Source organism: Pseudooceanicola nitratireducens (genome assembly GCF_900109195.1).
In the GTDB taxonomy this organism is placed as follows: Bacteria; Pseudomonadota; Alphaproteobacteria; order Rhodobacterales; family Rhodobacteraceae; genus Pseudooceanicola; species Pseudooceanicola nitratireducens.
In genome coordinates, this window is record NZ_FNZG01000002.1 from 376,214 (window position 1) to 399,565 (window position 23,352).

At 66.8% G+C, this 23,352-nt stretch carries 20 protein-coding genes; 13 read left to right on the forward strand and 7 right to left on the reverse strand.

From position 1 onward, the window contains the following. Positions 1 to 135 precede the first annotated feature (135 nt). The 7 genes from BMX99_RS07705 (at position 136) to BMX99_RS07735 (ending at position 8,430) form a co-directional block, all read left to right on the forward strand. A complete protein-coding gene (locus BMX99_RS07705) occupies positions 136 to 2,235 on the forward strand; it encodes a 3-hydroxyacyl-CoA dehydrogenase NAD-binding domain-containing protein (protein ID WP_093449666.1) in 2,100 nt (699 codons plus the stop codon). Between the two features lie 12 nt (positions 2,236 to 2,247). Next, positions 2,248 to 3,435, forward strand: a complete 1,188-nt coding sequence (locus BMX99_RS07710) for an acyl-CoA dehydrogenase family protein (RefSeq protein ID WP_093449669.1) — start codon at positions 2,248 to 2,250, stop codon at positions 3,433 to 3,435. Between the two features lie 3 nt (positions 3,436 to 3,438). Next, entirely contained in the window at positions 3,439 to 4,491 is a 1,053-nt protein-coding gene (locus BMX99_RS07715; RefSeq protein WP_093449671.1) for an acyl-CoA dehydrogenase family protein, read from the forward strand. Between the two features lie 112 nt (positions 4,492 to 4,603). Further along, positions 4,604 to 5,434: a thioesterase family protein gene (locus tag BMX99_RS07720; protein ID WP_093449674.1), complete on the forward strand. Its 831-nt coding sequence runs from the start codon at positions 4,604 to 4,606 to the stop codon at positions 5,432 to 5,434. 216 nt (positions 5,435 to 5,650) lie between these two features. Continuing rightward, complete coding sequence (locus BMX99_RS07725; RefSeq protein ID WP_093449677.1) at positions 5,651 to 6,664, forward strand: amidoligase family protein; 1,014 nt, start codon at positions 5,651 to 5,653, stop codon at positions 6,662 to 6,664. Further along, positions 6,661 to 7,374 (forward strand): gamma-glutamyl-gamma-aminobutyrate hydrolase family protein, encoded by a 714-nt coding sequence (locus BMX99_RS07730; protein ID WP_093449680.1) that lies wholly within the window; start codon positions 6,661 to 6,663, stop codon positions 7,372 to 7,374. Before BMX99_RS07725 ends, BMX99_RS07730 begins: the two co-directional genes overlap by 4 nt. A 150-nt stretch (positions 7,375 to 7,524) precedes the next feature. Then, entirely contained in the window at positions 7,525 to 8,430 is a 906-nt protein-coding gene (locus BMX99_RS07735; protein ID WP_093449683.1) for a cation diffusion facilitator family transporter, read from the forward strand. Between the two features lie 99 nt (positions 8,431 to 8,529). Here the strand turns inward: BMX99_RS07735 and BMX99_RS07740 are convergent, their stop codons facing one another. The 4 genes from BMX99_RS07740 to BMX99_RS07755 all read right to left on the reverse strand — a co-directional run bounded on the left by BMX99_RS07740 (position 8,530) and on the right by BMX99_RS07755 (position 11,164). Continuing rightward, positions 8,530 to 9,243 (reverse strand): helix-turn-helix transcriptional regulator, encoded by a 714-nt coding sequence (locus tag BMX99_RS07740; RefSeq protein WP_093449686.1) that lies wholly within the window; start codon positions 9,241 to 9,243, stop codon positions 8,530 to 8,532. A gap of 13 nt (positions 9,244 to 9,256) precedes the next feature. Next, complete coding sequence (locus tag BMX99_RS07745; RefSeq protein ID WP_244525492.1) at positions 9,257 to 9,643, reverse strand: VOC family protein; 387 nt, start codon at positions 9,641 to 9,643, stop codon at positions 9,257 to 9,259. An 88-nt stretch (positions 9,644 to 9,731) separates the two neighbouring features. Then, on the reverse strand, positions 9,732 to 10,508 hold the full coding sequence (locus BMX99_RS07750) for a hydroxypyruvate isomerase family protein (protein WP_093451203.1): 777 nt from the start codon (positions 10,506 to 10,508) through the stop codon (positions 9,732 to 9,734). Between the two features lie 65 nt (positions 10,509 to 10,573). Further along, on the reverse strand, positions 10,574 to 11,164 hold the full coding sequence (locus BMX99_RS07755; RefSeq protein WP_093449689.1) for a DUF1285 domain-containing protein: 591 nt from the start codon (positions 11,162 to 11,164) through the stop codon (positions 10,574 to 10,576). 67 nt (positions 11,165 to 11,231) lie between these two features. Here BMX99_RS07755 and BMX99_RS07760 point away from each other — a divergent pair, with 67 nt between their 5' ends. From BMX99_RS07760 to BMX99_RS07775, 4 genes are all read left to right on the forward strand, one after another. Beyond that, positions 11,232 to 12,245 carry an AAA family ATPase gene (locus BMX99_RS07760; RefSeq protein WP_093449692.1) on the forward strand — a complete coding sequence of 338 codons (1,014 nt, stop codon included), beginning with the start codon at positions 11,232 to 11,234 and terminating at the stop codon, positions 12,243 to 12,245. 83 nt (positions 12,246 to 12,328) lie between these two features. Next, positions 12,329 to 13,186, forward strand: a complete 858-nt coding sequence (locus tag BMX99_RS07765; RefSeq protein ID WP_093451206.1) for a DUF58 domain-containing protein — start codon at positions 12,329 to 12,331, stop codon at positions 13,184 to 13,186. A 10-nt stretch (positions 13,187 to 13,196) separates the two neighbouring features. Next, positions 13,197 to 15,968 carry a DUF4159 domain-containing protein gene (locus BMX99_RS07770; protein ID WP_093449695.1) on the forward strand — a complete coding sequence of 924 codons (2,772 nt, stop codon included), beginning with the start codon at positions 13,197 to 13,199 and terminating at the stop codon, positions 15,966 to 15,968. An 8-nt stretch (positions 15,969 to 15,976) separates the two neighbouring features. After that, positions 15,977 to 18,031: a hypothetical protein gene (locus tag BMX99_RS07775; RefSeq protein ID WP_093451209.1), complete on the forward strand. Its 2,055-nt coding sequence runs from the start codon at positions 15,977 to 15,979 to the stop codon at positions 18,029 to 18,031. Positions 18,032 to 18,115: 84 nt separating this feature from the next. Here the strand turns inward: BMX99_RS07775 and BMX99_RS07780 are convergent, their stop codons facing one another. The 3 genes from BMX99_RS07780 to smpB form a co-directional block, all read right to left on the reverse strand. After that, complete coding sequence (locus BMX99_RS07780; RefSeq protein ID WP_093449698.1) at positions 18,116 to 19,297, reverse strand: amino acid aminotransferase; 1,182 nt, start codon at positions 19,295 to 19,297, stop codon at positions 18,116 to 18,118. A 3-nt stretch (positions 19,298 to 19,300) separates the two neighbouring features. Next, a complete protein-coding gene (gene sseA / locus BMX99_RS07785; protein ID WP_093449701.1) occupies positions 19,301 to 20,161 on the reverse strand; it encodes a 3-mercaptopyruvate sulfurtransferase in 861 nt (286 codons plus the stop codon). A gap of 153 nt (positions 20,162 to 20,314) precedes the next feature. Continuing rightward, complete coding sequence (gene smpB / locus BMX99_RS07790) at positions 20,315 to 20,791, reverse strand: SsrA-binding protein SmpB (protein ID WP_093449704.1); 477 nt, start codon at positions 20,789 to 20,791, stop codon at positions 20,315 to 20,317. 144 nt (positions 20,792 to 20,935) lie between these two features. Between smpB and BMX99_RS07795 the strand changes: the two genes are divergently transcribed. Then, positions 20,936 to 21,961 carry an NADP-dependent oxidoreductase gene (locus BMX99_RS07795; RefSeq protein WP_093449707.1) on the forward strand — a complete coding sequence of 342 codons (1,026 nt, stop codon included), beginning with the start codon at positions 20,936 to 20,938 and terminating at the stop codon, positions 21,959 to 21,961. A 198-nt stretch (positions 21,962 to 22,159) separates the two neighbouring features. Next, entirely contained in the window at positions 22,160 to 23,257 is a 1,098-nt protein-coding gene (locus tag BMX99_RS07800) for a tRNA-dihydrouridine synthase (protein WP_093449710.1), read from the forward strand. The last annotated feature ends 95 nt before the right edge of the window (positions 23,258 to 23,352 follow it).

A 23,352-nucleotide genomic window follows, 5' to 3' on the forward strand; every position in this document is an offset into this window, starting at 1 on the left:
CAAAACCCATTTCCGCGCGTTGACGACTCTGTTCCCGCGCCTTAGGTTCATGCGCGAAAGCGGGGGGAGTTTACCGGGCGGTTAGTACCGGTCTACCTTCCCCTGCAGCAAAACCAAGAGGGCGAAGGAACCGACATGGCCGAATCCAATTCCACCAGCGAAGCCGTTTCTTACGGGTATGAGGGCGACGTCGCGCTGATCTGCGTCGACAATCCGCCGGTGAACGCCACGGGCATTGCCGTGCGCGAAGGTCTGGTGAAGGCCATCGAGGCGATCAACGAAGAAGCCAAGGCCGGTGCCATCGCGATCTATTGCGCGGGCCGGACCTTCATCGCCGGTGCCGACATCCGCGAATTCGGCAAGCCGCCGATGGCCCCGTCGCTGACCGAAGTGGTCAACGTGATCGAGCAAAGCAAGATCCCGACGCTGTCCGTCCTGCATGGCACGACCCTGGGCGGTGGCTTTGAAACCGCGCTTGGCACCCATGCCCGCGTCGCCATGAAGGGCGCGAAATTCGGCCTGCCCGAGGTTCTGCTGGGCATCATCCCTGGCGCTGGCGGCACGCAGCGCCTGCCGCGCGTGTCCTCGATCGCCTATACGCTGGATATCGCCGTCTCGGGGCGTCATGCGCCGGTCGAAGAGGGCCTGGAAAAGGGTGCCATCGACCGCGTTGTCGAACCGGGCGAACCGCGCGACATCGCGATCGCCATGGGCCGCGAAGTGATCGCCGGAACCCTGCCGACCCGCCGCACCAATGAAATCGACGTCACCCGTGACGACGCCGCCATCGAACAGACCCTGGCGATGGTGAAGAAGAAGAACCCGCATCTGATCAACCTGGCCGAATGTGTCGAGGCGATCGGCAAGTCCTCGCTTCCGCTGCAAGAGGGCCTGAAGGCCGAGCGCGAGCATTTCATGGTCTGCCTGAATTCGCCGCAGCGCTCCGGCCTGATCCACGCCTTCTTCGGCGAACGCGCCGTGTCGAACATCCCCGAAGCCAAGGGCGACACCCGTCCCCTGGGCAAGATCGGCGTGATCGGCGGCGGCACCATGGGCTCGGGCATCACCACGTCCTGCCTGATGGCCGGCATCCCCGTGCGCCTGATCGAGGTGCAGCAGGACGGCCTGGACCGTGGCGTCGCGACCATCACCAAGAACCTCGACGGGGCGGTGTCGCGCGGCAAGATGTCCTCGGACAAGCGGGACGCGGCGCTGGCCATGCTCGAGCCGTCGCTGGCCATGGAAGACCTGGCCGACGTGGACCTGGTCATCGAAGCCGTCTTCGAGAAGATGGAGATCAAGAAAGAGATCTTCGGCAAGCTGGACACGATCTGCAAGCCGGGCGCGATCCTGGCCTCGAACACCTCGTACCTCGATGTGAACAAGATCGCCGACATGACCAACCGTCCGCAGGACGTTCTGGGCCTGCACTTCTTCTCGCCCGCGCATGTGATGCGCCTGCTGGAAATCGTGCAGGGGGCCAAGACCGCGCCCGACGCGCTGGCAACCGGCTTTGCCCTGGCGAAGAAACTGAAGAAGGTCGGCGTTCTGGCGCAGGTCTGCGACGGCTTCATCGGCAACCGGATCCTGGGCCACTATGGCAAGGTGATTTCCTACCTCGTGCTGGATGGCGCGTCGCCCGCGCAGGTCGACAGCGCGCTGGAAGGCTTTGGCATGGCCATGGGGCCGCACAAGGTCGGTGACCTCGCGGGTCTCGACATCGGCTACATGACGCGCCAGCGCCGCAAGGAAGAAGGCTATCCGGCCGACGAACGCTATGGCGGCGACATCGCCGACCGCATCAGCGAACGGGTCGGCCATGGCCGCAAGACCGGCAAGGGGTATTACCTGTATGAAACCGGCGCCCCGGTGCCGAACCCCGAGGTGGACGCGATCATCGACGAGGTGCGGGCCGAAAAAGGTATCACGCCCAAGGACTTCACCGATCAGGACATCGTCGACCGCTACATGACCGCCTTCATCGCCGAAGCGACCCGCGTGGTCGAGGACGGCACCGCCAAGCGGCCCGTCGACGTCGATATGGTCTTCCTGTTCGGCTACGGCTTCCCGCGTCACCGCGGTGGCCCGCTGCATTACGCCGACTCGATTGGCGCAGCGGAACTGGTGCGTCGTATCGAAGAATATGCCAAGGAAGATCCCTATTACTGGCAGGTGCCGGCGCTTCTTCGGAAGATGGCCGAGGATGGCACCAAATTTGCCGACATGAACACGTAAGGAGGCGCGATCATGGATCTGAACTTTACCCCCGAAGAAGAAGCCTTCCGCCAGGAAGTCCGCGATTTCTTTGCCGAGAACCTGCCCGAGGACATTCGCGATGCCGTCAAGAACGGTGGCGAACTGGGCAAGGAAATCATCGAACGCTACCACGCGATCCTGAACAAGAAGGGCTGGCTGGCGACCACCTGGCCCGCGGAATTCGGCGGCCCCGGCTGGGGTCCGGTCGAACGGCACATCTTCGACGAAGAAGCCGCCTTTGCCTATGCGCCCCGCATCGTGCCCTTCGGTCTGGGCATGCTGGGTCCGGTGCTGCAGAAGTTCGGCAGCAAGGAACAGCAGGATCACTACCTGCCGCGCATCCTTGATGGCACCGACTGGTGGTGCCAGGGCTATTCCGAACCGGGTGCCGGGTCGGACCTTGCGTCGCTGAAAACCCGCGCTGTCCGTGACGGGGACGAATGGGTGATCAACGGCCAGAAAACCTGGACCACGCTTGGCCAGCACGCCGACTGGATCTTCTGCCTGTGCCGGACCGATGCGGATGTGAAGCAGCAGGAAGGCATTTCCTTCATCCTCATCGACATGTCGACGCCTGGCGTCGAAGTGCGCCCGATCAAGCTGATCGAAGGCGGCCACGAGGTGAACGAGGTCTTCTTTACCGACGTGCGCGTGCCCTATGGCAATCTTGTCGGCGAAGAGAACAAGGGCTGGACCATCGCCAAGTACCTGCTGACCCACGAACGCACCGGCATCGCCGGCGTGGGCTTCTCGATGCTGGAACTGGAAGAGACCCGCGAACTGGCCAAGAAGGTCATGCGCAACGGCAAGCCCCTGTCCGAGGATCCGCTGTTCGCCGCCCGTGTGGCGCAGGCGGAAATCGACCTCGAGGCGATGAAGCTGACCAACCTGCGCATGCTCTTTACCGCGCAGAAGAACGGCGCGCCCGGACCAGAGACCTCGATCCTCAAGATCAAGGGCACCGTCATCAACCAGGAGTTCAAGGACCTGCGTCGTCGTGCGCTTGGCCCCAATGCGGCGCCCTTCCCGGGTTCGCTTGACGGGTCGAACCTTGATGTGGCCCCCGCCGGCAATGCCAACAACGCGGCGCGCTACTTCAACAACCGCAAGACCTCGATTTTCGGTGGATCGAACGAGATCCAGCGCAACATCCTGACCAAGACCATGCTGGGGCTCTGATCCATGAACTTTGACCTGACCGAAGACCGCCAGATGCTGCAGGACAGCCTGCGTCGTAACCTTGGCGACAAGTACCAGATCGACCACCGCAACAAGGTGGCCTATGCTGAACCCTTCCACGATCCCGCCAAATGGGGCGAGCTGACGGAACTGGGTGCGCTGTTTGCCCTGGCCCCGGAAGCGGCCGGCGGCATGGGCGGCGCAGGCTTCGACATCTCCGTGGTGTTCGAGGAACTGGGCCGGGTGCTGTGCCCCGAACCCGTCCTGGGCGCGCTGATGGCGTCCCGCCTGATGACCGCGGCCGGTGCCGATCAAGAGGCCCTGCTGTCGGGCGAAACCCGCTATGCCGTGGGCCTGGGCGAGTTGGACGCGCCCTATGACCTCGACAACATCACGACCTCTGTTTCGGACGGCAAGATCTCGGGCCGCAAGTCGCTGGTCTATGGCGGCCAGGCGGCGGATGTCTTCCTGGTTGCGGCCAAGGACGGCGGCAGCCTCGCCATCTACGAAGTCGCGGCCTCGGATGCGTCGGTCACCGGCTATGCCATGATGGACGGCGCAGGCGCGGCCGAGGTGGTGTTCGAAAACGCCCCGGCGAAACTGGTGCTGGCCGATGCCGGTGCCGCGATCGAGGATGCGGTGAACGCCGGTATCGTCGCGCTGTGTTCCGAAGCCGTGGGCGCGATGGACGTGCTGCACAAGATGACCGTGGAATACCTGGGTCAGCGCAAGCAGTTCGGCCGCCCGATCGGCACCTTCCAGGTGCTGCAGCACCGCGCCGTGGACATGCTGACGGAAATCGAACAGTCCCGCTCCATCGTCATCAAGGCGGCGGCGGAACTGGGCGGGCCGCAGGCCTCGCGCTATGCCTCGATGGCCAAGAACCTGATCGGCCGTGCCGGTCGCCTGGTGGCCGAGGAAGCGATCCAGATGCACGGCGGCATCGCGATGACCTGGGAATACCCCGGTTCGCATTACGCCAAGCGCATCATCATGATCGACGCCCAGCTGGGGGACACCGATTACCACCTGATGCGCGTCGCCCAGGCCGCGTAAGGCAGGGATCCAGGGGGCCGGGGCGTCGCACGCTCCGGCCCTTTCTCTTTTGCCCTTCTGCAAAACCACCAAACCCATCCGCCCCGCCCAAGCGCCCATAGCAGAGCCTCCGATGACCCAAGACACCACCGCCCCCTCTCAGGACACCGCCCCCTCGCTCGGCGATATGGTCAAGGCGCTGACACCCGAGGCCACCGACAGCGCCACGCGCTATTCCGGCCGGATCTCGCCCTCCTGGATGCAGGGCCGCACGGCCTTTGGCGGCATCACCGCCGCCCTGGCCCTGGCCGCCACCCGCAAGGCGCGCCCCGACCTGCCCAAGCTGCGCTCGATGCAGGTCAGCTTCCTGCGCCCCATCAGCGAAGAGGTCGCCTTCGAGGTCACAGCCATCCGTGAAGGCCGCTCCTCGTCCTTCTTTCAGGTCGACGCGATCTCTGACGGCAAGACCGGCGCGCGCTGCACCTTCGTCTTCGGGGCCGACCGCGACAGCGCCATCGTGCATGACTACGGCCAGGCCCCCGCACTGCCCGACCCCGATGCGCTGCCCGACCTGGTGCGCCGCTCCAAGGCCCCCAGCTTTTTCTCGAACTTTCAGGCCCGCGTGGCCGATGGCGATCCGCTGATCTCCGGCTCCGCCCGCCCCGAGGTTCTGGTCTGGTCCCGCCTTGCCGTGCGCGACGGCATCGATCCCGAAATCGCCTTCATCTGCAACGCGGACAGCCTGCCGCCGGCGGCGATGACGACCTTCACCGTGCCCGCCCCGATCTCGACGATCACCTGGTCGCTCGACATGGCGCGCTGCCCCGCGGATCTCGACTGGACCCTGACGCGCACCACCTCGAAACAAGCCTCTGACGGCTATTCGGTGCAGGACATGGAGATCCGCGCCCGCGACGGATCGCTCTTGGCCTCCGCCCAGCAGATGGTCGCTCTTTTCGCCTGATCTCTTTGGTTTTTAAAAATATCCCGGGATGAATTTTCCGGGGCTTGCCCCGGAAAAGAAGGGCAGCGCCCTTAAGACAAATCATGTCGTGCGCGCCCCTCGGGGCGCGCGCCGCTGGATCAGACGCCGGATCAGCAACGCCTCCCCCGCATCTCTCCAACCCCCGATCGGGAACCGATCCGCCGCCGCGCGGTTGGTTCTGCGAAAGGGGACAAGATGCGCGCACAGACTTTTCCGGACCTGCCACAAATGACCGACACCCAGGGCGACCCGCGTCGCTGCGGGGTCGAAATCGAATTTTCCGGCCTCACCGCCGAAAAGGTCGCCGATATCACGACCCGCATCCTTGGCGGCACGGCGGATCAGACCGACGACCATGCCTTTACGATCACCGGCTCCGAGATCGGCGGGATCGAGGTCTACCTCGACACCGCCCTGCGCCACGCCGACAGCTCTGCGGTGAAGGCCATCGGCCTTGACCTCGGCCAGGCGGTGATCCCCGTCGAACTGGTGACCGAGCCGCTGACCCTGGACCAGATGGCACCGCTGGACCGGCTGCGCAGCGCCCTGCGCGAGGCCGGGGCCGAGGGCAGCCGCGCTGGCCTTGCCTATGGCTTCGGGGTGCATTTCAACCCCAGCCTCGCGGCGCGGGATACGAAATCCATCACCCATCCACTGCTGGCCTATGCGCTGATCGAGGACTGGATGCGCAGCGCCCATCCGATCGACTTCAGCCGCAAGGTCCTTCCCTTCACCGATCCCTATCCGACCGACCTTGTGCGCGCCTTCTGCGATCAGGGCTTTGTTACCCCCGAGGCAGCGGCAGACCTGTATCTGCGGCACGCCAGCGGGCGGAACTACGGGCTCGACATGCTGCCGATCTTCGCCTGGATGGACAAAGAGGATGGCACCGACAAGGTTGCCGATGCCCTGGGTGATGGCTCCACATCCGCCCGGCCGGCATTCCATTTCCGCCTGCCGGACTGCCGCATCGACGAAGAGGACTGGAGCCTCCGCGGCGAATGGCTGCGCTGGCTGCTGGTCGAAGAGATCGCGGCGGACGAGGCGCTGCTGGTCAAGCTGATGCACGGATGGGAGGACGCGCATGGCCGCGTCACCCTCAGCCGGGCCCCCTGGGCGCGGCGCTGCGGAGAGATCCTGGACGAGGCCGGCGTGCCGGCCCGGACCATCGCCCGCGACAAGATCAAAGACGAGGGAGAAGCGGCATGAGACGTCCGCTGATCGGGGTCACGACCTCGCGCCGCTCGGGCTGGCGGATCTTCCCGCTGGTGGCGCTGAACGTCTGGTTCGCCGGCGGGCGGGCCGTCAGGTGGGGCGCGGGACGTCCTGCCGACGTGGCCAGCATCGACGGGCTGATCATCGGCGGCGGCGACGACATCTCGCCCGATCTTTACGGCGGGGACCTTGTGACCTCGGCCCGGCTGGACCCGGCGCGCGACGCGCTGGAACGTCGCCTGGTGGGCGAGGCGCAGGACCAGGGCAAACCGGTCCTGGGCATCTGTCGCGGCGCGCAGATGATCAATATCGCGCTTGGCGGCACGCTGGACCAGGATGCCTATGCGACCCATGCGGACAGCCGCTATTACCGCACCATCCTGCCGAAAAAGACCGTGCGCGTGCTGTCGGGTACGCGGCTGGTGCAGCTGACCGGCAATGCGCCGATGAAGGTCAATGCGCTGCATTCCCAGGCGGTCGACAAGCTGGGCGAAGGCCTGCACATTGCCGCGCGCGACAGCGGCGGGATGATCCAGGCGGTGGAATCCACCCGGGATCCTTTTGCCCTTGGGGTCCAGTGGCATCCCGAACACCTGATCTATGCGCATCGTCAGCGGGCGATCTTCCGGGCGCTGGTTGCGGCTGCCCGCGCGGGCATGGCGCGCGACAGCCAGATCGAGGCCGCGGCGAACGCGGCGACCTGAGGATCTGACCTGAAGATCTGGGACGCAATCGCGCAAACGTGTCGGCGCCACCGGGCCTTGCGGCCATGGGTCGCCCTTGCAACCCGGGCCGCGCTCTGACCTTCTGGGCGGGATTGATTGGGCTGAGACACTGCCCGGATCGGGGATCAGATGCCACACGACCACCACCATCACCACGCGCTGCCCGAGGACGGCGGCGACCGGAACCTCTGGCTGGCGACGGGGGTGAACCTGGCGCTGACGCTGGCGCAGATCGTGGCGGGGGTTGTCTCGGGTTCTCTCGCCCTGATTGCGGATGCGATCCACAACCTGTCGGACGCGATTTCGCTGGTGCTGGCGCTGGCCGCGCGCCGGATTGCACGGCGTCCGGCGGATGCCACGATGACCTTCGGCTATGGCCGGATCGAGGTGGTCACCGCCCTGGTCAATTACACCACGCTGATCATGGTCTCGATCTGGCTGGCGGCGGAAGGCGTGATGCGCCTGCTGGATCCGCAACCGGTCGAGGGCTGGATCGTGGTCATCGTCGCGGGCCTTGCGCTGGTGATCGACGCGGTCACCGCGCTGCTGACGTTCCGCATGGCGAAGAACAGCATGAACGTCCGCGCGGCCTTTCTGCACAACCTGGCGGATGCGCTTGGCTCGGTCGCGGTGATCGTCGCGGGGACGCTGATCCTGCTGTATGACTGGCGGCTGATCGACCCGATCGTCACCCTGGGCATCGCCGCCTATATCCTCTGGCACGCGGGGGGCGAGGTCATGCCCGCGATCCGCATCCTGATGATGGGCAGCCCCGGAGACCCCGCCGCCGAAGAGGTGCTGCAAGCCATGCGCGGGATCGAGGGCGTGCGCGACGTGCACCACCTGCACCTGTGGCGGATGCAGGAACATGAAACCGCGCTCGAGGCGCATGTGGTCCGCAGCACCGGCCAGGGCGACGCGGTGCGCATCGCGCTGAAAGAGATGCTGGCGCAGCGGTTCCACATCCACCATTCGGTGATCGAGATCGAACCGGAAGAGGCCGCCTGTCAGGGCGTCCCCGCCATCGGCCACTAGGCGCGGTTCCCCCTTGAAAGGGGCCTGAGGGCAAAGGTCAGGCGGGCGGTGCCCATCCGTTCAGGGCCGGGGAATTTGCCGGGGCGCGGGCCACAGCCGTTACAGGGTCGGGCCACGATCCGGCGGGATCTCTCCCTTGCGGACCTGCTGTTCGTAGAAGGCCTTCAGGCTGATGTCGCGGTCTTCGCGGAAGGGGTCGCCCAGGGCCAGGCGCGTGATGCGGTCGACGCGGAAGTTGCGGAAATCACCGCGCAATTCACACCAGGCGACCAGCGTCCAGACCTTGCCCCAGAAGAACAGCCCAAGCGGACGCAGCACGCGCGGATCACTGGCCCCGCCATCCTTGGTATAGTCGATGTCGATGCGGGTGCGGCTGTTGATCGCCTCTTCGATCTGGTCCAGCCTTTCGCGGGTGGCCGTGTCGATCCCGTCATAGTTCAGCGCGTGGATCTGCACCCCTTCGGCCCGGGCGCGGGCGCTGTCGGGCAGTACGGCGTTGATCTTGACCAGGGCCTCTTCGGCGGCGGCGGCCATCGACAAGCCGCCCCAGGCGCGGATCAGCCGCGCGCCGGCGACAAGGGCAACGATTTCATCCTGGGTAAACATCAGGGGGGGCAGGTCATATCCGCCGCGCATCACGTAGCCCACGCCGGCCTCGCCCTCGACCGGGACACCGGATCCGATCAGATCGGCGATGTCGCGGTAGATCGTGCGCTCGGACACTTCAAGCCGCGCGGCCAGCTGTGCTGCGGTGACAAGCCGACCGCCCCGAAGGTACTGGACGATCTGGAACAGGCGGTCGGCTCTTCTCATGCGGGGCTCCGGGTCAGGCGGCTTTGAATTCGAACAGGCCGATGGAATTGCCATCGAGGTCTTCGGCATAGGTGAAGCGGCCCACGGGGATCTCGATTGGGCCCATCAGCACCTTGCCCCCGGCGGCGGCCAGCCTTTCTGTCGTCGCCTCGAGCGTGTCTGGAACGGCCAGGTGGATCGTCGCCCCGGTGCCCCGCGCGGCGGGTTTGCCGGGGTAGAGGTGCCCGTGGACGCCCTGCATGTCGGTGCTGAAGTTGGCCATCGGGTTGGGTCCGCTGTCGTCGATGCTAAGGGTCCAGTCGAAGACCTTGGTGTAGAAGTCCACGGCCGCCTTCAGGTCGGTCACGGGGATTTCGGTCCAGACGGTGGTGGGGCGGGCCATGTTCGGGGTGGTGGTCATTTCGGATGCTCCATCAGGTTGCGATGGCCTGGGTATGACATAGCCCTCCTGACAGCATTCTGTCAGGAGCGTTTCAGGAGCGCGCGGATTATTTCGCGGCAGGGGCGGCGGGTTGGTCCCGCAGCCAGCCCAGCCCGTCGTCGGTGTCCCCGGCGGGGGCGTATTCGGCGCTGGCCCAGCCGTCATAGCCATCGGCGTCGAGGCGGGTGAAGAAGGCGGCCAAGTCGATCTCTCCGCTGCCAGGTTCGTGGCGTCCGGGGTGGTCGGCGAATTGCACGTGCCGCACCCGCGCGCCGTGCCGGGCCCAGGTGGCGGCCAGGTCGCCGGTGATGCGATGCGCGTGATAGGCGTCGAACTGCAGGCCAAGGTTGGGCGCGCCGACGGCGTCGATCACCTGCGCCGCCAAGTCAAAGTCGTTCAGGAAATAGCCCGGCATGTCGTGGGGGTTGATCGGCTCGATCGTCAGGCTTTGATCGGGGGCCTCGGCGCAGGCCCACGTCAGGTTGTCGATCAGGCAAGCGCGGGCGTCGTCACCCTCGGCCACGCCGGACATGATGTGCAGATGCTGCGCCTTCAGCGTCTGGGCATAGCGCAGGGCGCGGCGGAAATCGGTCCGGAACCGGTCGCGGTCGGCGGGCACGGCAGCAAAGCCCCGCGCGCCGCCGGTGTAATTCGGCGGCGGACAGTTGATCAGTGCAAGCACCAGCCCGGTGGCATCCAGCGCGCGGCGCATGTCCTGCGCCGGGGTGTCATAGGGAAACAGGATCTCGACCGCGTCGAACCCAACTGCGGCGGCCGCATGGATGCGGGCGGGCGGGTCCAGGTCCTTCCACAGGAACGAAAGATTGGCGCAGAACTTGGGCACGGGCGGCATTTCCTCTGGTCACATCCGGATCGCGGGATGCGCCGCCCGAAGGGGTCACAGGCGGATCAATCCGGCAGCGCGTCCGACGGGATGATCGGAAAAAATACACCGCCTGACCAGAGGCCGAACCAGTTTTCGCCCTCGTGTTCGTGATCCGTGCCCAGATCGACCATGCGGTAGAAGCTTTTCCGGTCGATCAGCGCCTCGAGCCCGCCGCGCACGTGGACATAGGGCGAAGGTTCTTCCCCGTCCCCTTGCACGATGCGGATCGGATGGTCGGGCCCGGCGGTGGTTTCGTCGCCCACGTTGGTCAGGAAGGTGAGCGCCTGATCCCGGCCTTCGCCGGTGACGGTCATGTCCACGGCGACAAAGGGCGCGTCCTCGACCGTGATGCCGACCTTCTCGACCGGGGTGACCAGCACATAGCGGTCGCCATCGCGGCGCAGGATGGTCGAGAACAGCCGCACAAGGCCGGCGCGGGTGATCGGCGTGCCTTCGTGGATCCAGGTGCCTTCGCGGGTGATGACCATGTCCATCTCGCCCATGTCGGGCGGATCCCACTTGTCCACGGGCGGAAGACCGCCGCCCTTCTGGGCTGCCCGAACCGAGGCAGCGATGCTCTCGGCGTTCGGTCTCACGGTATTTTGTGCACTCATTGCTTTTGCCATTCCTTCCGCACGCGATACAGTCAGTCACAGTATAGTCCCCGACGGAGCCATTGCCATGACCGCCCCCCAAGACGACGACCTTGTTGCCCAGATCGAAGCGGTCGAGGCCAAGCTGGCCACGGCGCGGAAATCCATCGAAAGACGCTTTATCGGGCAGGAAAAGGTGGTCGAGCTGACGCTGGCGGCGCTGCTGTGCGGCGGACACGGGTTGCTGATCGGTCTGCCGGGGCTGGGCAAGACCCGGCTGGTGGACGCGCTGTCGACCGTCATGGGGCTGCACGGGAATCGCATCCAGTTCACGCCGGACCTGATGCCGGCGGATATTCTGGGGTCCGAAGTGCTGGAAACCGCTGCGGACGGGTCGCGCGCTTTCCGGTTTCTGCAGGGGCCGATCTTCTGTCAGCTGCTGATGGCGGACGAAATCAACCGCGCCAGCCCGCGGACGCAATCGGCGCTGCTGCAGGCGATGCAGGAAAAGCAGGTGACCGTCGCGGGTGAGGATCGCGACCTTGGCACGCCGTTCCACGTGCTGGCGACGCAGAACCCGATCGAACAGGAAGGCACCTATCCGCTGCCCGAGGCACAGCTGGACCGGTTCCTGGTGCAGATCGACGTGGATTACCCCGATCGCGCGACGGAAAAGGCGATCCTGCTGGCCACCACCGGTGTGGAGGAGGACGAGGCGCATCAGGTCTTCACCGCCGAGGAACTGATCGCGGCACAGAAACTGCTGCGCCGGATGCCCGTGGGGGATTCGGTGGTGGAACAGATCCTGGATCTGGTCCGCGCCTGCCGCCCCGACGATCCCGCCGCCTCGGCCCGGGTGCGCGAAACCGTCAACTGGGGCCCCGGTCCGCGCGCCGCGCAGGCGCTGATGATGACCGTCCGGGCGCGGGCGATGCTGAACGGGCGGCTTGCCCCCTCGACCGAGGATGTGGTGGCCATGGCCCGCCCGGTTCTGTCGCACCGCATGGGGCTGAACTTTGCCGCACGGGCGCGGGGCGACAGCCTGGCCAGCCTGATCGAGGAAACCGCCGCCGCCGTCACCGGCCAAGAGGCCGCCGCGTGAGCCAGGACCCCGTCCTTTTCCCTTCTGAAGGCCCCGTTTCCGGCGAAGGCTCCCGTTCCGGCGAAGGCACGGCCGCGCGCCAGCTGCGCGAACGGGCCGAGGGCCAGGCCGCCAGCCTGCCGCCGCTTCTGGCGCGGGCCGAACATCTGGCCGGCACCGTCCTGCTGGGGGATCACGGCCGCCGCCGGTCGGGGATGGGGGATGACTTCTGGCAGTATCGCCCGGTTCAGCCCGGCGACCCGCGCCGCTGGATCGACTGGCGCCGCTCGGCCCGGTCGGACGACCGCTACGTGCGGGAACGGGAATGGCAGATCGCGCAATCGGTGATGCTCTGGGTGGATCAGGCGGCCTCGATGCGCTTTGCCTCGTCCGCCGACGTGCCCGAGAAATCCGAACGCGCGCGGCTGCTGGCGCTGGCGACGGCGATCCTGCTGATCCGGGGTGGCGAACGGGTCGGTCTGACCGGCACGCTTTTGCCGCCGCGCCGCGCCCGCAACCAGATCCTGCGGCTGGCCGAATTCTTCAGCCGGGCCGAGGCCGGGGACTACGGGGTGCCTGAACACCGGGCGATGATCCCCAATGCCCGTGCGCTGTTCGTGTCGGATTACCTGGGCGATATGGACGAGGTCGAACTGGCCCTGACCAAGGCCGCCGACCGGGGCATTCGCGGCGTGCTGCTGCAGGTGCTGGACCCGGCGGAAGAGGGTTTCCCCTTCAAGGGGCGGACGATCTTCCAGTCCATGGGCGGCACGCTGGAACATGAAACGCTGAAGGCTAGCGAATTGCGCGACCGTTATCTGGCGCGGCTGGCGGACCGCAAGGACCGGCTGCAGGCGCTGTCGCGCGCGACCGGTTGGCAATACCTGCTGCATCACACCGACGCTTCGGCGCAATCGGCGCTTCTGACGATCTATCAGGCGCTGGACAGGGGTACGGCATGAGGGGAACCGCATGACGCTTGGCCCGATCGGATTTGCCGCGCCCTGGCTTCTGGTGGCGCTGGCCGCGCTTCCCATCCTGTGGATCCTGCTGCGGGCGATCCCGCCTGCGCCGATCCGCCGCCGCTTTCCCGGCGTGGCGCTTCTGCTGGGCCTGAAAGACGACGAGAGCGTGACCGACCGCACGCCCTGGTGGCTGCTGCTGCTGCGGATGCTGGCGGTGGCGGCGGTGATCGTCGGGCTGGCCGGTCCGGTGCTGAACCCGGCGGACGAGGCCGAAACCGGGCGCGGGCCGCTTCTGGTTGTGCTGGATGGATCCTGGGCCTCGGCCCGTGACTGGCAGGCCCAGGCCGACCTGGTCGACGGTCTTCTGGCCGAGGCCGCACGCCAGGGCCGCACCGCCGCGATCGCGCGCCTGACCACGCCCGAGGTGCCCGTCTTCCGGGCCGCCGACACCTGGCGCGCCCGGGTGCCCGGCTTTGATCCCCGCGCGTGGGAGCCAAGCGCGCGGGACATGGAGGCCGTGGCCCAGGCCCTGCCAGACACGGATTTCGACACCTACTGGATTTCCGACGGGCTGGACCGCGCGGGCCGCTTCGGGCTGCTGAATGCGCTTGAGGCGCGCGGCACGGTCACGATCTACGAAAGCCCGCGCCCGGCGCTTGGCCTGCGCCCCGTGGTGATCGAGGACGGCGCCCTGGCAATCAGCGCGGTGCGTCCGCTGCCGCTGGCCGCGCGCGAGATCACAGTGCAGGCCATGGGCCGCGATCCGGCGGGAACCATGCGCGTGCTGGCCAACCTGCCGATGACCTTCGAAGACGGCGCGACCGAGGCCACGGCCGCCCTTTCCCTGCCGGCTGAACTGCGCGCCCGCGTCACCCATCTGGCCATCGCCGGGGAAGACAGCGCCGGGGCCACCACCCTGTCGGACGACAGTTTCCGCCGGCGCGAGGTCGCTTTGATCGGCACACGGCAAGAGGGCGAGACGCTCGATCTGCTGTCGCCGATGCATTACCTGCGCAAGGCGCTTGCGCCCTCGGTCGACCTTCTGGAAGGGCCGTTGACGGATGTTCTTCCGGCCAATCCAGACGTGATCGTGCTGGCCGATGTGGCCGCGCTGTCGCCGGGCGAGGTGCAGGACCTGACCGACTGGGCCGAGGGCGGCGGGCTGCTGCTGCGCTTTGCCGGGCCGCGCCTGGCCGCCAGCGATGTCAGCCGCGAGGCCGAGGATCCCCTGCTGCCCGTGCGCCTGCGCGCCGGGGGCCGCAATGTCGGCGGAGCCATGAGCTGGGGGGAACCCAAGACGCTGGCCGCCTTCGACACCGGCAGCCCCTTTGACGGGCTTTCGGTACCTGGTGACGTCACCGTCTCCAGCCAGGTCATGGCGCAGCCCGATCCGTCGCTGTCGGACCGGGTGATCGCGCGGCTGACCGACGGCACGCCGCTGGTGACGCGCAAGGAGATCGGCCAGGGGCAGGTGGTGCTGTTCCATGTGACGGCCAATGCCGAATGGTCGACGCTGCCGCTTTCGGGGCTGTTCGTCGAGATGCTGGAACGGCTGTCGGTGTCCTCTTCGACCGCGCGCCCCGAGGCGGGCGATCTGGCAGGCACGACCTGGGCCCCGATCCAGATCCTGGGCGCGGACGGGCGGGTCGAGAAGGCCGGCGCGCTTCCGGGTGTCGCGGGCGAGGATCTGATCGACGCGCCCCTGGGGGCCGCGCTGCAACCGGGGCTGTATCAAACCGGCGACCGGACCCTGGCGCGCAATGTGCTGGGCACGGGGGCCGAGCTGCTGCCGGTGCAATGGCCGTCGCGCCTGCGGGTCGAGGGCATGATCCGGGCCGAGGAACAGCCCCTGGGCGGCTGGCTGCTGGGCCTGTCGCTGCTGCTTCTGGCGGCGGATGTACTGGCCACGCTGGCGCTGTCGGGGCGGCTGACCGGCCCGTCGGTGCGGCGTGTGTCGGGCGGGGCGGTGCTTGCGCTGGCGCTGGCCACGCTGACCCCCGGCGCGGTGAAGGCCCAAGACGACGAGGCCCGCGCCCTTGCCGCCACCTCCGAGGTCGTGCTGGCCCATGTGCTGACCGGCAACGCCCAGGTCGACGACCTGGCGCAGGCCGGGCTGCGGGGGCTTGGGCTGGTGCTGAATTTCCGTACCTCGGTCGAGCCGGCAGATCCGATGGCGGTGAACCTGGAAACCGACGAACTGGCGTTCTTCCCATTCCTTTACTGGCCGATCACGCCGGATCAGCCGGTGCCATCCGATGCCGCCTATCAGAAGCTGAACCGCTATCTGCGCAGCGGCGGCATGATCCTGTTCGACACGCGGGATGCGGATGTTGCGGGCTTCGGGACCTCGGGGCCGAATGGACGCAAGCTGCAGGACCTGGCCGCGCCGCTGGACATCCCCGCGCTGGAACCGGTGCCCGAGGATCACGTGCTGACGCGGACCTTTTATCTGCTGCGCGATTTTCCGGGTCGTCACATGGGCCGCAGCGTCTGGGTCGAGGCCGCGCCCCCCGATGCCGAGATGGTCGAGGGCATGCCCTTTCGCAATCTCAACGACGGGGTGACGCCGGTGGTGATCGGCGGCAACGACTGGGCGGCGGCCTGGGCGGTGAACGACAGCGGCGGGCCGCTGGTGCCGATCGGGCGCGGCTATGCCGGCGAACGCCAGCGCGAGATCGCCTATCGCTTTGGCGTGAACCTGATCATGCATGTGCTGACGGGCAATTATAAATCCGACCAGGTCCATGTGCCTGCGTTGCTGGACAGGCTGGGCCAATGACCGGAGTGCTGAGCGGAACCATCGTCTTTTCGCCGCTGCTTCCCTGGGCGCTGGTGGCGATCTTTGCCGGTATCGCGCTGGCGGGCGTCGTGCTGGCGGTCTGGCGCGGGCTGGCGGGCTGGGCCTTCCGCGCGGTGGCGGCGCTGGTCGTGATCGCCGCGCTGACCGGCCCGTCCTGGCGGCAAGAGGACCGCACCCCCCTGACCGATATCGTGCTGCTGGTCGAGGACCGCACCGCGTCGCAGCGGCTGGCGGACCGCGAGGATCAGACCCGGGTCGCAGCCGAGACCCTGGCCGCCCGCATCGCCGCCCGCCCCAATACCGAGGTGCGGCGCGTGACCCTGCCGGACGGACCGGGCGACGAAGGCACGCGGCTGATGTCGGCGCTGGCCGATGCCCTGGCCGAGGAACCGCGCGCCCGGGTCGCCGGGATGATCCTTTTGTCGGACGGGCGGCTGCACGATCTGGACCAGGCCCCCGATCTGCCCGCGCCGCTGCACCTGCTGCTGACCGGCCAGCCCGAGGACTGGGACCGCCGGCTGATCGTGCGCAACGCCCCGGCCTTTGCCATCCTGGGCGAAGAGGTCACGCTGTCGCTGCGGATCGAGGATACCGGGGCCGCGCCGGAGGCCCCCGAGGTGCCCCTGGACATCTCGGTCGACGGGGGAGAGCCGCAGCGCTTTCTTGTCTCGACCGGGGTGGATCTGGAACTGCCGCTGGTGCTGCCCCATGGCGGGCGCAACGTGATCCGGTTCTCGACGCCGGAAGCCGAGGGCGAGCTGACCGCGCGCAACAATGCCGCCATCGTGCAGATGAACGGCGTGCGCGACCGGCTTCGGGTGCTTCTCGTCTCGGGTGAGCCGCACGCAGGCGGGCGCACCTGGCGCAACCTGCTGAAATCCGACAGTTCCGTCGACCTTGTGCATTTCACGATCCTGCGGCCGCCGTCGAAACAGGACGGGGTGCCGGTGTCGGAACTGTCGCTGATCGCCTTCCCGACGCGCGAACTGTTCATGGACAAGGTCGACGACTTCGACCTGATCATCTTTGACCGCTACAAGCGGCGCGGCATCCTGCCGTCGATCTACCTGCAGAACGTGGCCGATTATGTCACCCGTGGCGGCGCGGTGCTGGTGGCGGCGGGGCCTGACTTTGCGTCGGCGGATTCGCTGTCGCGCTCTCCGCTGGCCTCGGTGCTGCCGGCGCAGCCCACATCCGCCCGCGTGATCGAGGAACACTTCCTGCCGCAGGTTTCTGACCTTGGGCGGCGGCATCCGGTGACCTCGGGGCTAGAGGCCGAATGGGATGGGGATTGGGGCCGCTGGATGCGCCAGATCGACGTGGATGCCACCGACACCAGCGGTGAGGTCGTGATGACCGGCGTCGACGACCGGCCCCTGCTGATCCTGGACCGCGTGGGCGAGGGGCGCGTGGCGCTTCTGGCCTCGGACCACGCCTGGCTGTGGAGTCGCGGTTACGAGGGTGGCGGCCCGCAGCTGGAGCTTCTGCGCCGCCTGGCCCATTGGATGATGAAGGAACCCGAGCTTGAGGAAGAGGCGCTGGTTGCCGAAGCCGAAGGCCAGTCCATGCGCATCACCCGCCGCACTCTGGGCGACAGTGTCGGGGCGCTGACCGTGACCCGTCCCGACGGCACGGAAGAAGAGCTTGAGCTGACCGAGACCGCGCCGGGTTTCTGGACGACCGACTACCAGGCCCCTGAAATCGGGCTGTATCGCCTGGCCGAGGGGGATCTGGAAAGCGTCATCGGCATCGGCCCTGCCGCCCCGAAGGAGTTCGAGGAAACCATCGCCGACGGCAGTGCCTTGGCCCCGCTGGTCGAGGGCACGCGCGGCGGTGTCAGGGCGCTGTCCGACGGCGTGCCCAGCATCCGAGAGGTCCGCCCGGGACGGCCCGCCGCCGGGCGCGGCTGGATCGGCCTGACCCCGCGCGAGGCCTATGAGACCCGCGACGTGCGCCAGGTGCCGCTGCTGCCGGCCTGGCTGGTGCTGCTGGTGGCCTCGGCCCTGATCCTGGGCGGCTGGCTGCGGGAAGGGCGGCGCTAGGGCGCTGTCACGGCATGTGGAAACAGAAAGGCCGGGCGATGACCCGGCCTTTTGGTGTTCGAATGTTCGGGCTTGCGGCGCGCGTCAGGCGCAGACCGTGGCGATGGCCTGGGCCAGGCGGGGGATGTCTTCCTGCGACAGGCCCGCGATGTTCATCCGACCGTCGCCGATCAGGTAGATCCCATGTTCTTCTCGCAGGATGCGGATCTCGTCCGGGCTGGCCGGCAGGCGCGAAAACATGCCCTTCTGCGACCCCAGGAAGGCATAGCGGTCCGACCCGGTACGGTCGCGCAGGGCCGTGGCCAGGGCCTGGCGCAGCGCATTGATCCGGCCACGCATCTCGGACAGCTGCTGCGACCAGTCGGCGCGCAGGGCAGAATCGTTCAGGATCATCTCGACCGTGCGGGCGCCGTGATCGGCGGGGAAGGAATAGGCCAGGCGGTTCAGCGTCGTCAGGTTGCCCTGCACCACCCGCGCCTGATCCGCATCGGCGGCGCTGACCAGCACGACGCCGGCGCGGTCGCGGTAGAGGCCGAAGTTCTTGGAACAGCTGACGCCGATGATGACCTCGGGCAGGGTGTCGATCATCTGACGGGTCGCCTCGGCATCCGCGTCCAGCCCGTCGCCAAAGCCCAGGTAGGCCAGGTCGACCAGCACGGTTGCGCCGGTTTCGGCCAGGGTGGCGATGATGCGGTGCCAGTCGGCAGCATTCGGATCGGCCCCGGTCGGGTTGTGACAGCAGCCATGCAGCAGCACCACATCGCCCGAGCGCACGGCCGAGAGGTCGGCGATCATGCCGTCGATATCCACCCCGCCGGTCTCGGCGTCGAAATAGCGGTAGGTGACGCAGGTCAGCCCGACCGCCTGGATGATCGCGCGGTGATTGGGCCAGGAGGGATCGGGGATATGCACGCGGGCGTCGGGACGCGCCAGGCGCACCAGGTCCAGCCCCTGCCGGATCGCCCCCGTGCCGCCCACGGTGGCCGCGCCGGCGATGCGCGACATGTCCCGGTCGCCCAGCACCAGGCCCGCCATGGCTTTGATGAAGGCCGGATCGCCGGACAGGGCGGTATAGCTTTTGGTGGTCTGGCTCTCGACCAGCTGACGTTCGGCGGTCTTCACGGCGTGCATCACCGGGGTGGTCCCGGCGGCGTCACGGTAGATGCCTATGCCAAGGTCGATCTTGTCGGTACGGGGGTCGGCCCGGAAGGCCTCCATCATGGCAAGGATGGGGTCTTCGGGCTGCGACTTCAGTCGGTCGAACATGGATCAGTCGCTTTCGGGACCGGTGGCGACGGGCAGGGTGGGGAAGGCCCCCCATTCCGCCCAGGACCCGTCGTAAAGCGCGTGGTTGCGATGGCCCGTCACCTCGAGCGCGAGGTTGATGATCGCAGCCGACACGCCGGACCCGCAAGAAGTGATCACCGGCGTCTTGCCGTCAACACCGCGGGCCTTGAAGGCGGCGGTCAGGTCGTCGGGGGATTTCATCGTCTTGTCGGCGTTCAGCAGGTCGCTGAAGGGCAGGGATTTCGAGCCCGGAATATGGCCCTTGCGCAGGCCGGGGCGGGGTTCGTCCTCGGTCCCTTCGAAACGGGCGGCCGACCGCGCGTCAAGGATCACGGTATCGGCCAGCTTGGAGGCAGCCGAGACTTGAGTCACGTCCTTGATCAGGTGGTTCTGGCGGCGCACGGTCATGTGGCGGTCGCGGATCACGGGGGGCATGTCTTCGGTCGGACGGCCCTCGGCCTGCCATTTGGGCAGACCGCCGTCCAGAACGGCGACATCTTCCTGGCCCATCAGGCGGAACAACCACCAGACGCGCGGGGCGGAAAACAGGCCCATGCCGTCATAGACCACGACCTGGTGGCCGTCACCGACACCCATGGCGCGCATGCGGGACATGAACTTTTCGACCGGCGGGGCCATATGCGGCAGATCCGAGCGGAGGTCGGAAATCTCGTCGATGTCGAAGAACCGCGCGCCGGGGATATGGGCGGCGTCGTATTCGGCCTTTGCGTCGCGGTTCATCGCGGGCAGGTACCAGCTGGCGTCCAGCAGGCGCAGATCCGGATCATCCAGATGGGCGGCCAGCCAGTCGGTGGAAACCAGGGTTTTCGGGTCGTCCTGCATCACGCTCTCCCTTGTCGACAGGGGATTGCTACAGCCCGGTGGCCCGCCGTTCAAGGGAAAGGCGGTGTCGTGGCGCTGCGGGGCCCATCTGTGGGCGTTTTGTCAGGTCTCGGCTTGCCGGGCCCGATCCGCGCACGCACTCCGGCGCGCGCCTTAGCCGCTCTGCTTCAGCAGGCGCTGCTTCTGGCGGTTCCAGTCACGTTTCGCGCTGGTGTCACGCTTGTCGTGGTTCTTCTTGCCCTTGGCGATACCCAGCTTGATCTTGGCCATGCCGCGATGGTTGAAGTACAGCACCAGCGGAACCAGCGTCATGCCCTTGCGCGCGGTGGCCTGCCAAAGCTTGGACAGTTCTTTCCGGCTGACCAGAAGCTTCCGGCGGCGGCGTTCCTCGTGTTTGAACATCTTCGCCTGCTCGTAGGGCGCGATATAGCTGTTCACCAGCCACAGCTCGCCTTCGTCCACGGTGGCATAGCTTTCGGCGATGTTCGATCCGCCCTGGCGCAGGGATTTCACCTCGGATCCTTCAAGGATGATGCCGCACTCGATATCCTCTTCGATCGCGTAATCGAAGCGGGCACGCCGGTTTTCGGCGATCACCTTGTAGTTCGGGTCTGATTTCGTCTTGGCCATGGTCGGACTTATCTAGTGCGCCGACGGGGCAAAGTCCATCGTGGCCAGAGGCGGGGCTGCGCGAATGAGGGTTGGCATTGGGGCTGCCTTCTTTATTCTGCATGTCGGATTAATTTTCCGCTTATCTGGAGGGAGGAGCCCAAGATGACAGAGACCCTGAAACAGATCGTGCTGGCCGAACGGCCCGCCGGTTTCCCGACCGACGCGAATTTCCGGCTGGAGGAACAGCCGCTGCCCACCCCCGGCGAGGGCGAGGTGCTGGTGGCCGTGAAATACATGTCGCTGGACCCCTACATGCGCGGCCGCATGGACGATGGCCCCAGCTATGCCGCGCCCGTGCCGGTCGGCGGCCGGATGGAGGCCGGGGCCGTGGGAGAGGTGATCGCCTCGAATCACCCGAAGTTCGCCGTGGGCGACCACGCCTTCGGCATGTTCGGCTGGACCACCCATGGGGTGATGTCGGGCGACATGCTGCGCAAGGTGAACCCCGATCAGGCCCCGATCCAGACCTCTCTCGGGGTGCTGGGCATGCCGGGCTTCACCGCCTGGGCGGGTATGACCGCCTATTCCAAGATGAAAGCCGGTGAGACCCTGGTCGTCGGCGCGGCCACCGGACCCGTGGGCTCGATGGTGGGGCAGCTGGCGAAACAGGCCGGTCTGCGCGTCATCGGCGTCGCGGGCGGAGAAGAGAAGTGCAAGATGGCAACCGAGACCTTCGGGTTCGACGCCTGCATCGACCACCGCGGCAAGGACGCAAAGGCCATGCGCGAGGCACTGAAGGCCGAATGCCCGGACGGGATCGACATCTATTTCGAAAACGTGGGCGGCCCGACCCTGGGCGGCGTGATCCCGCTGCTGAACCTGCACGCCCGCGTCATCGTCTGCGGCATGATCGCCTGGTATTCCGGCGAAAGCGACGAAACCGGGTCGATGCCGCTGCAGAAGCTGTGGCGCCACGCGCTGGTCAAGCGTCTGACCATCCAGGGGCTGCTGCAGACCGACCATGTGTCGCGCTTCGGTGAATTCCTGAAAGAGGTCGGCCCCAAGGTCGCCGCGGGCGAGATCGCCTATGTCGAGGACGTGGCCGAAGGCGTCGAAAACGCACCGGAGGCCTTCATGGGGCTGCTGAAGGGCAAGAACCTGGGCAAGCTGGTTGTGAAGGTCGGCTGAGGGCCCAGCCTGCTGACCTGCGGGGAAGTCACCCGAAGGTCCGTATTGGCCAGAAGAAAAGGGGGGCGTGGCTGGTGCTGCGCCCCTTTTGCTTACGGGGTGGGCATTTTGGGGGCCACCGGGGCGTGGCACCGGGAAAATTATTGACTGTTTGGTAAAAAATCGGCGTCCTAGTCATATCAGCGCAGGGGAAAAGCGATGCCAAACAAGCTTAGCACTACGTTCACCGGCCTGGAGTTCGTCAATCCGTTCATCCTGGCCTCGGCACCGCCGACCGAAAGCAAACGCAAGATCCTGAAGGCGTTCGAGGCCGGTTGGGGCGGGGTTGTCACCAAGACCATCGGGCTGCACCCGGTGGAAAACGTGGCCGGACCCAAGACGATCTACCAGCGCGCAAGCGAGCAGAAGCCATATGTCTCGCGGATGAAACGGCCCGATACGGTGTCGCATTCGTCGTGGAATTGGGAACTGATCTCGGATCAGCCGTTGGACCTGTGGTTGCCCGATCTGGAAGAGATCAAGACCACGTATCCCGACCGGATGCTGATCGGGTCGATCATGGCAGGGGCCGGGTCGGCGGAAGAGATGGCGAACTGGCAGAAACTGGCGCGGGCCGTTGTGGGCGCGGGCTGTGACGCGCTGGAGCTGAACATGTCCTGTCCGCATATGGACCGTAAGGACATGGGCGCGAATATTGCCAATGACGAGGATATCATCCGCTCCATCCTGGCGGCGGTGACCGAGGCGGTGGATGTGCCGATCTGGGTCAAGCTGACGCCTGCGACCTCGACGCTTGTCGATGCGGCGGGCGCGGCCTATGCGGCGGGGGCGTCGTGCATTTCACTGTGCAACACCTTCCCGTCCCTGCCGCTGATGGACCCCGAAACGCTGAAGTTCGAAGTCGAGGTGGACGGGCTTGTGACCTCGGGCGGTCTGGGTGGCCTGGCGATCCTGCACCAGGCGTTGCAGCGGGTGTGCGACATCTCCAAGGCCTATCCGGACAAAGAGATTTCCGGCATCGGCGGCATCAAGGGCTTCCGCGAGGCGTTCAACTTCATCGCGCATGGGGCGGGCAACCTGCAGGTCTGCACCGCCGCGATGGAGGAAAAGGGATCCGGCGGGGTCGGCGTGCAGCTGATCCAGGAGCTGACCAAGGATCTTAGCGAATACCTGGATGCCAAGGGCCATGCCTCGATCGAGGATTTCCGCGGCATCGCGCGGTCGCGCGTGGTCGAACACGCGCAGGTTCGGCGCAAAAGCGAAGATTACAACGGCGGTTACGCGCAGTCTGCGTAAGGCGTTGACCTGAAATACGAAAGGGCGCGGCCAAGGCTGCGCCCTTTTGCTTTGGAAGTCCGTTGAACGGGACGCCCGTTACAGGCCGGTTACGG

Excerpts from the sequence above, each read along its gene's own strand:
- BMX99_RS07705 (WP_093449666.1), top strand. The coding sequence starts at position 136 with ATGGCCGAATCCAATTCCACCAGCGAAGCCGTTTCTTACGGGTATGAG.
- BMX99_RS07710 (WP_093449669.1), top strand. The coding sequence starts at position 2,248 with ATGGATCTGAACTTTACCCCCGAAGAAGAAGCCTTCCGCCAGGAAGTC.
- BMX99_RS07715 (WP_093449671.1), top strand. The coding sequence starts at position 3,439 with ATGAACTTTGACCTGACCGAAGACCGCCAGATGCTGCAGGACAGCCTG.
- BMX99_RS07720 (WP_093449674.1), top strand. The coding sequence starts at position 4,604 with ATGACCCAAGACACCACCGCCCCCTCTCAGGACACCGCCCCCTCGCTC.
- BMX99_RS07725 (WP_093449677.1), top strand. The coding sequence starts at position 5,651 with ATGCGCGCACAGACTTTTCCGGACCTGCCACAAATGACCGACACCCAG.
- BMX99_RS07730 (WP_093449680.1), top strand. The coding sequence starts at position 6,661 with ATGAGACGTCCGCTGATCGGGGTCACGACCTCGCGCCGCTCGGGCTGG.
- BMX99_RS07735 (WP_093449683.1), top strand. The coding sequence starts at position 7,525 with ATGCCACACGACCACCACCATCACCACGCGCTGCCCGAGGACGGCGGC.
- BMX99_RS07740 (WP_093449686.1), bottom strand. The coding sequence starts at position 9,243 with ATGAGAAGAGCCGACCGCCTGTTCCAGATCGTCCAGTACCTTCGGGGC.
- BMX99_RS07745 (WP_244525492.1), bottom strand. The coding sequence starts at position 9,643 with ATGACCACCACCCCGAACATGGCCCGCCCCACCACCGTCTGGACCGAA.
- BMX99_RS07755 (WP_093449689.1), bottom strand. The coding sequence starts at position 11,164 with ATGAGTGCACAAAATACCGTGAGACCGAACGCCGAGAGCATCGCTGCC.
- BMX99_RS07760 (WP_093449692.1), top strand. The coding sequence starts at position 11,232 with ATGACCGCCCCCCAAGACGACGACCTTGTTGCCCAGATCGAAGCGGTC.
- BMX99_RS07770 (WP_093449695.1), top strand. The coding sequence starts at position 13,197 with ATGACGCTTGGCCCGATCGGATTTGCCGCGCCCTGGCTTCTGGTGGCG.
- BMX99_RS07780 (WP_093449698.1), bottom strand. The coding sequence starts at position 19,297 with ATGTTCGACCGACTGAAGTCGCAGCCCGAAGACCCCATCCTTGCCATG.
- sseA (WP_093449701.1), bottom strand. The coding sequence starts at position 20,161 with ATGCAGGACGACCCGAAAACCCTGGTTTCCACCGACTGGCTGGCCGCC.
- smpB (WP_093449704.1), bottom strand. The coding sequence starts at position 20,791 with ATGGCCAAGACGAAATCAGACCCGAACTACAAGGTGATCGCCGAAAAC.
- BMX99_RS07795 (WP_093449707.1), top strand. The coding sequence starts at position 20,936 with ATGACAGAGACCCTGAAACAGATCGTGCTGGCCGAACGGCCCGCCGGT.
- BMX99_RS07800 (WP_093449710.1), top strand. The coding sequence starts at position 22,160 with ATGCCAAACAAGCTTAGCACTACGTTCACCGGCCTGGAGTTCGTCAAT.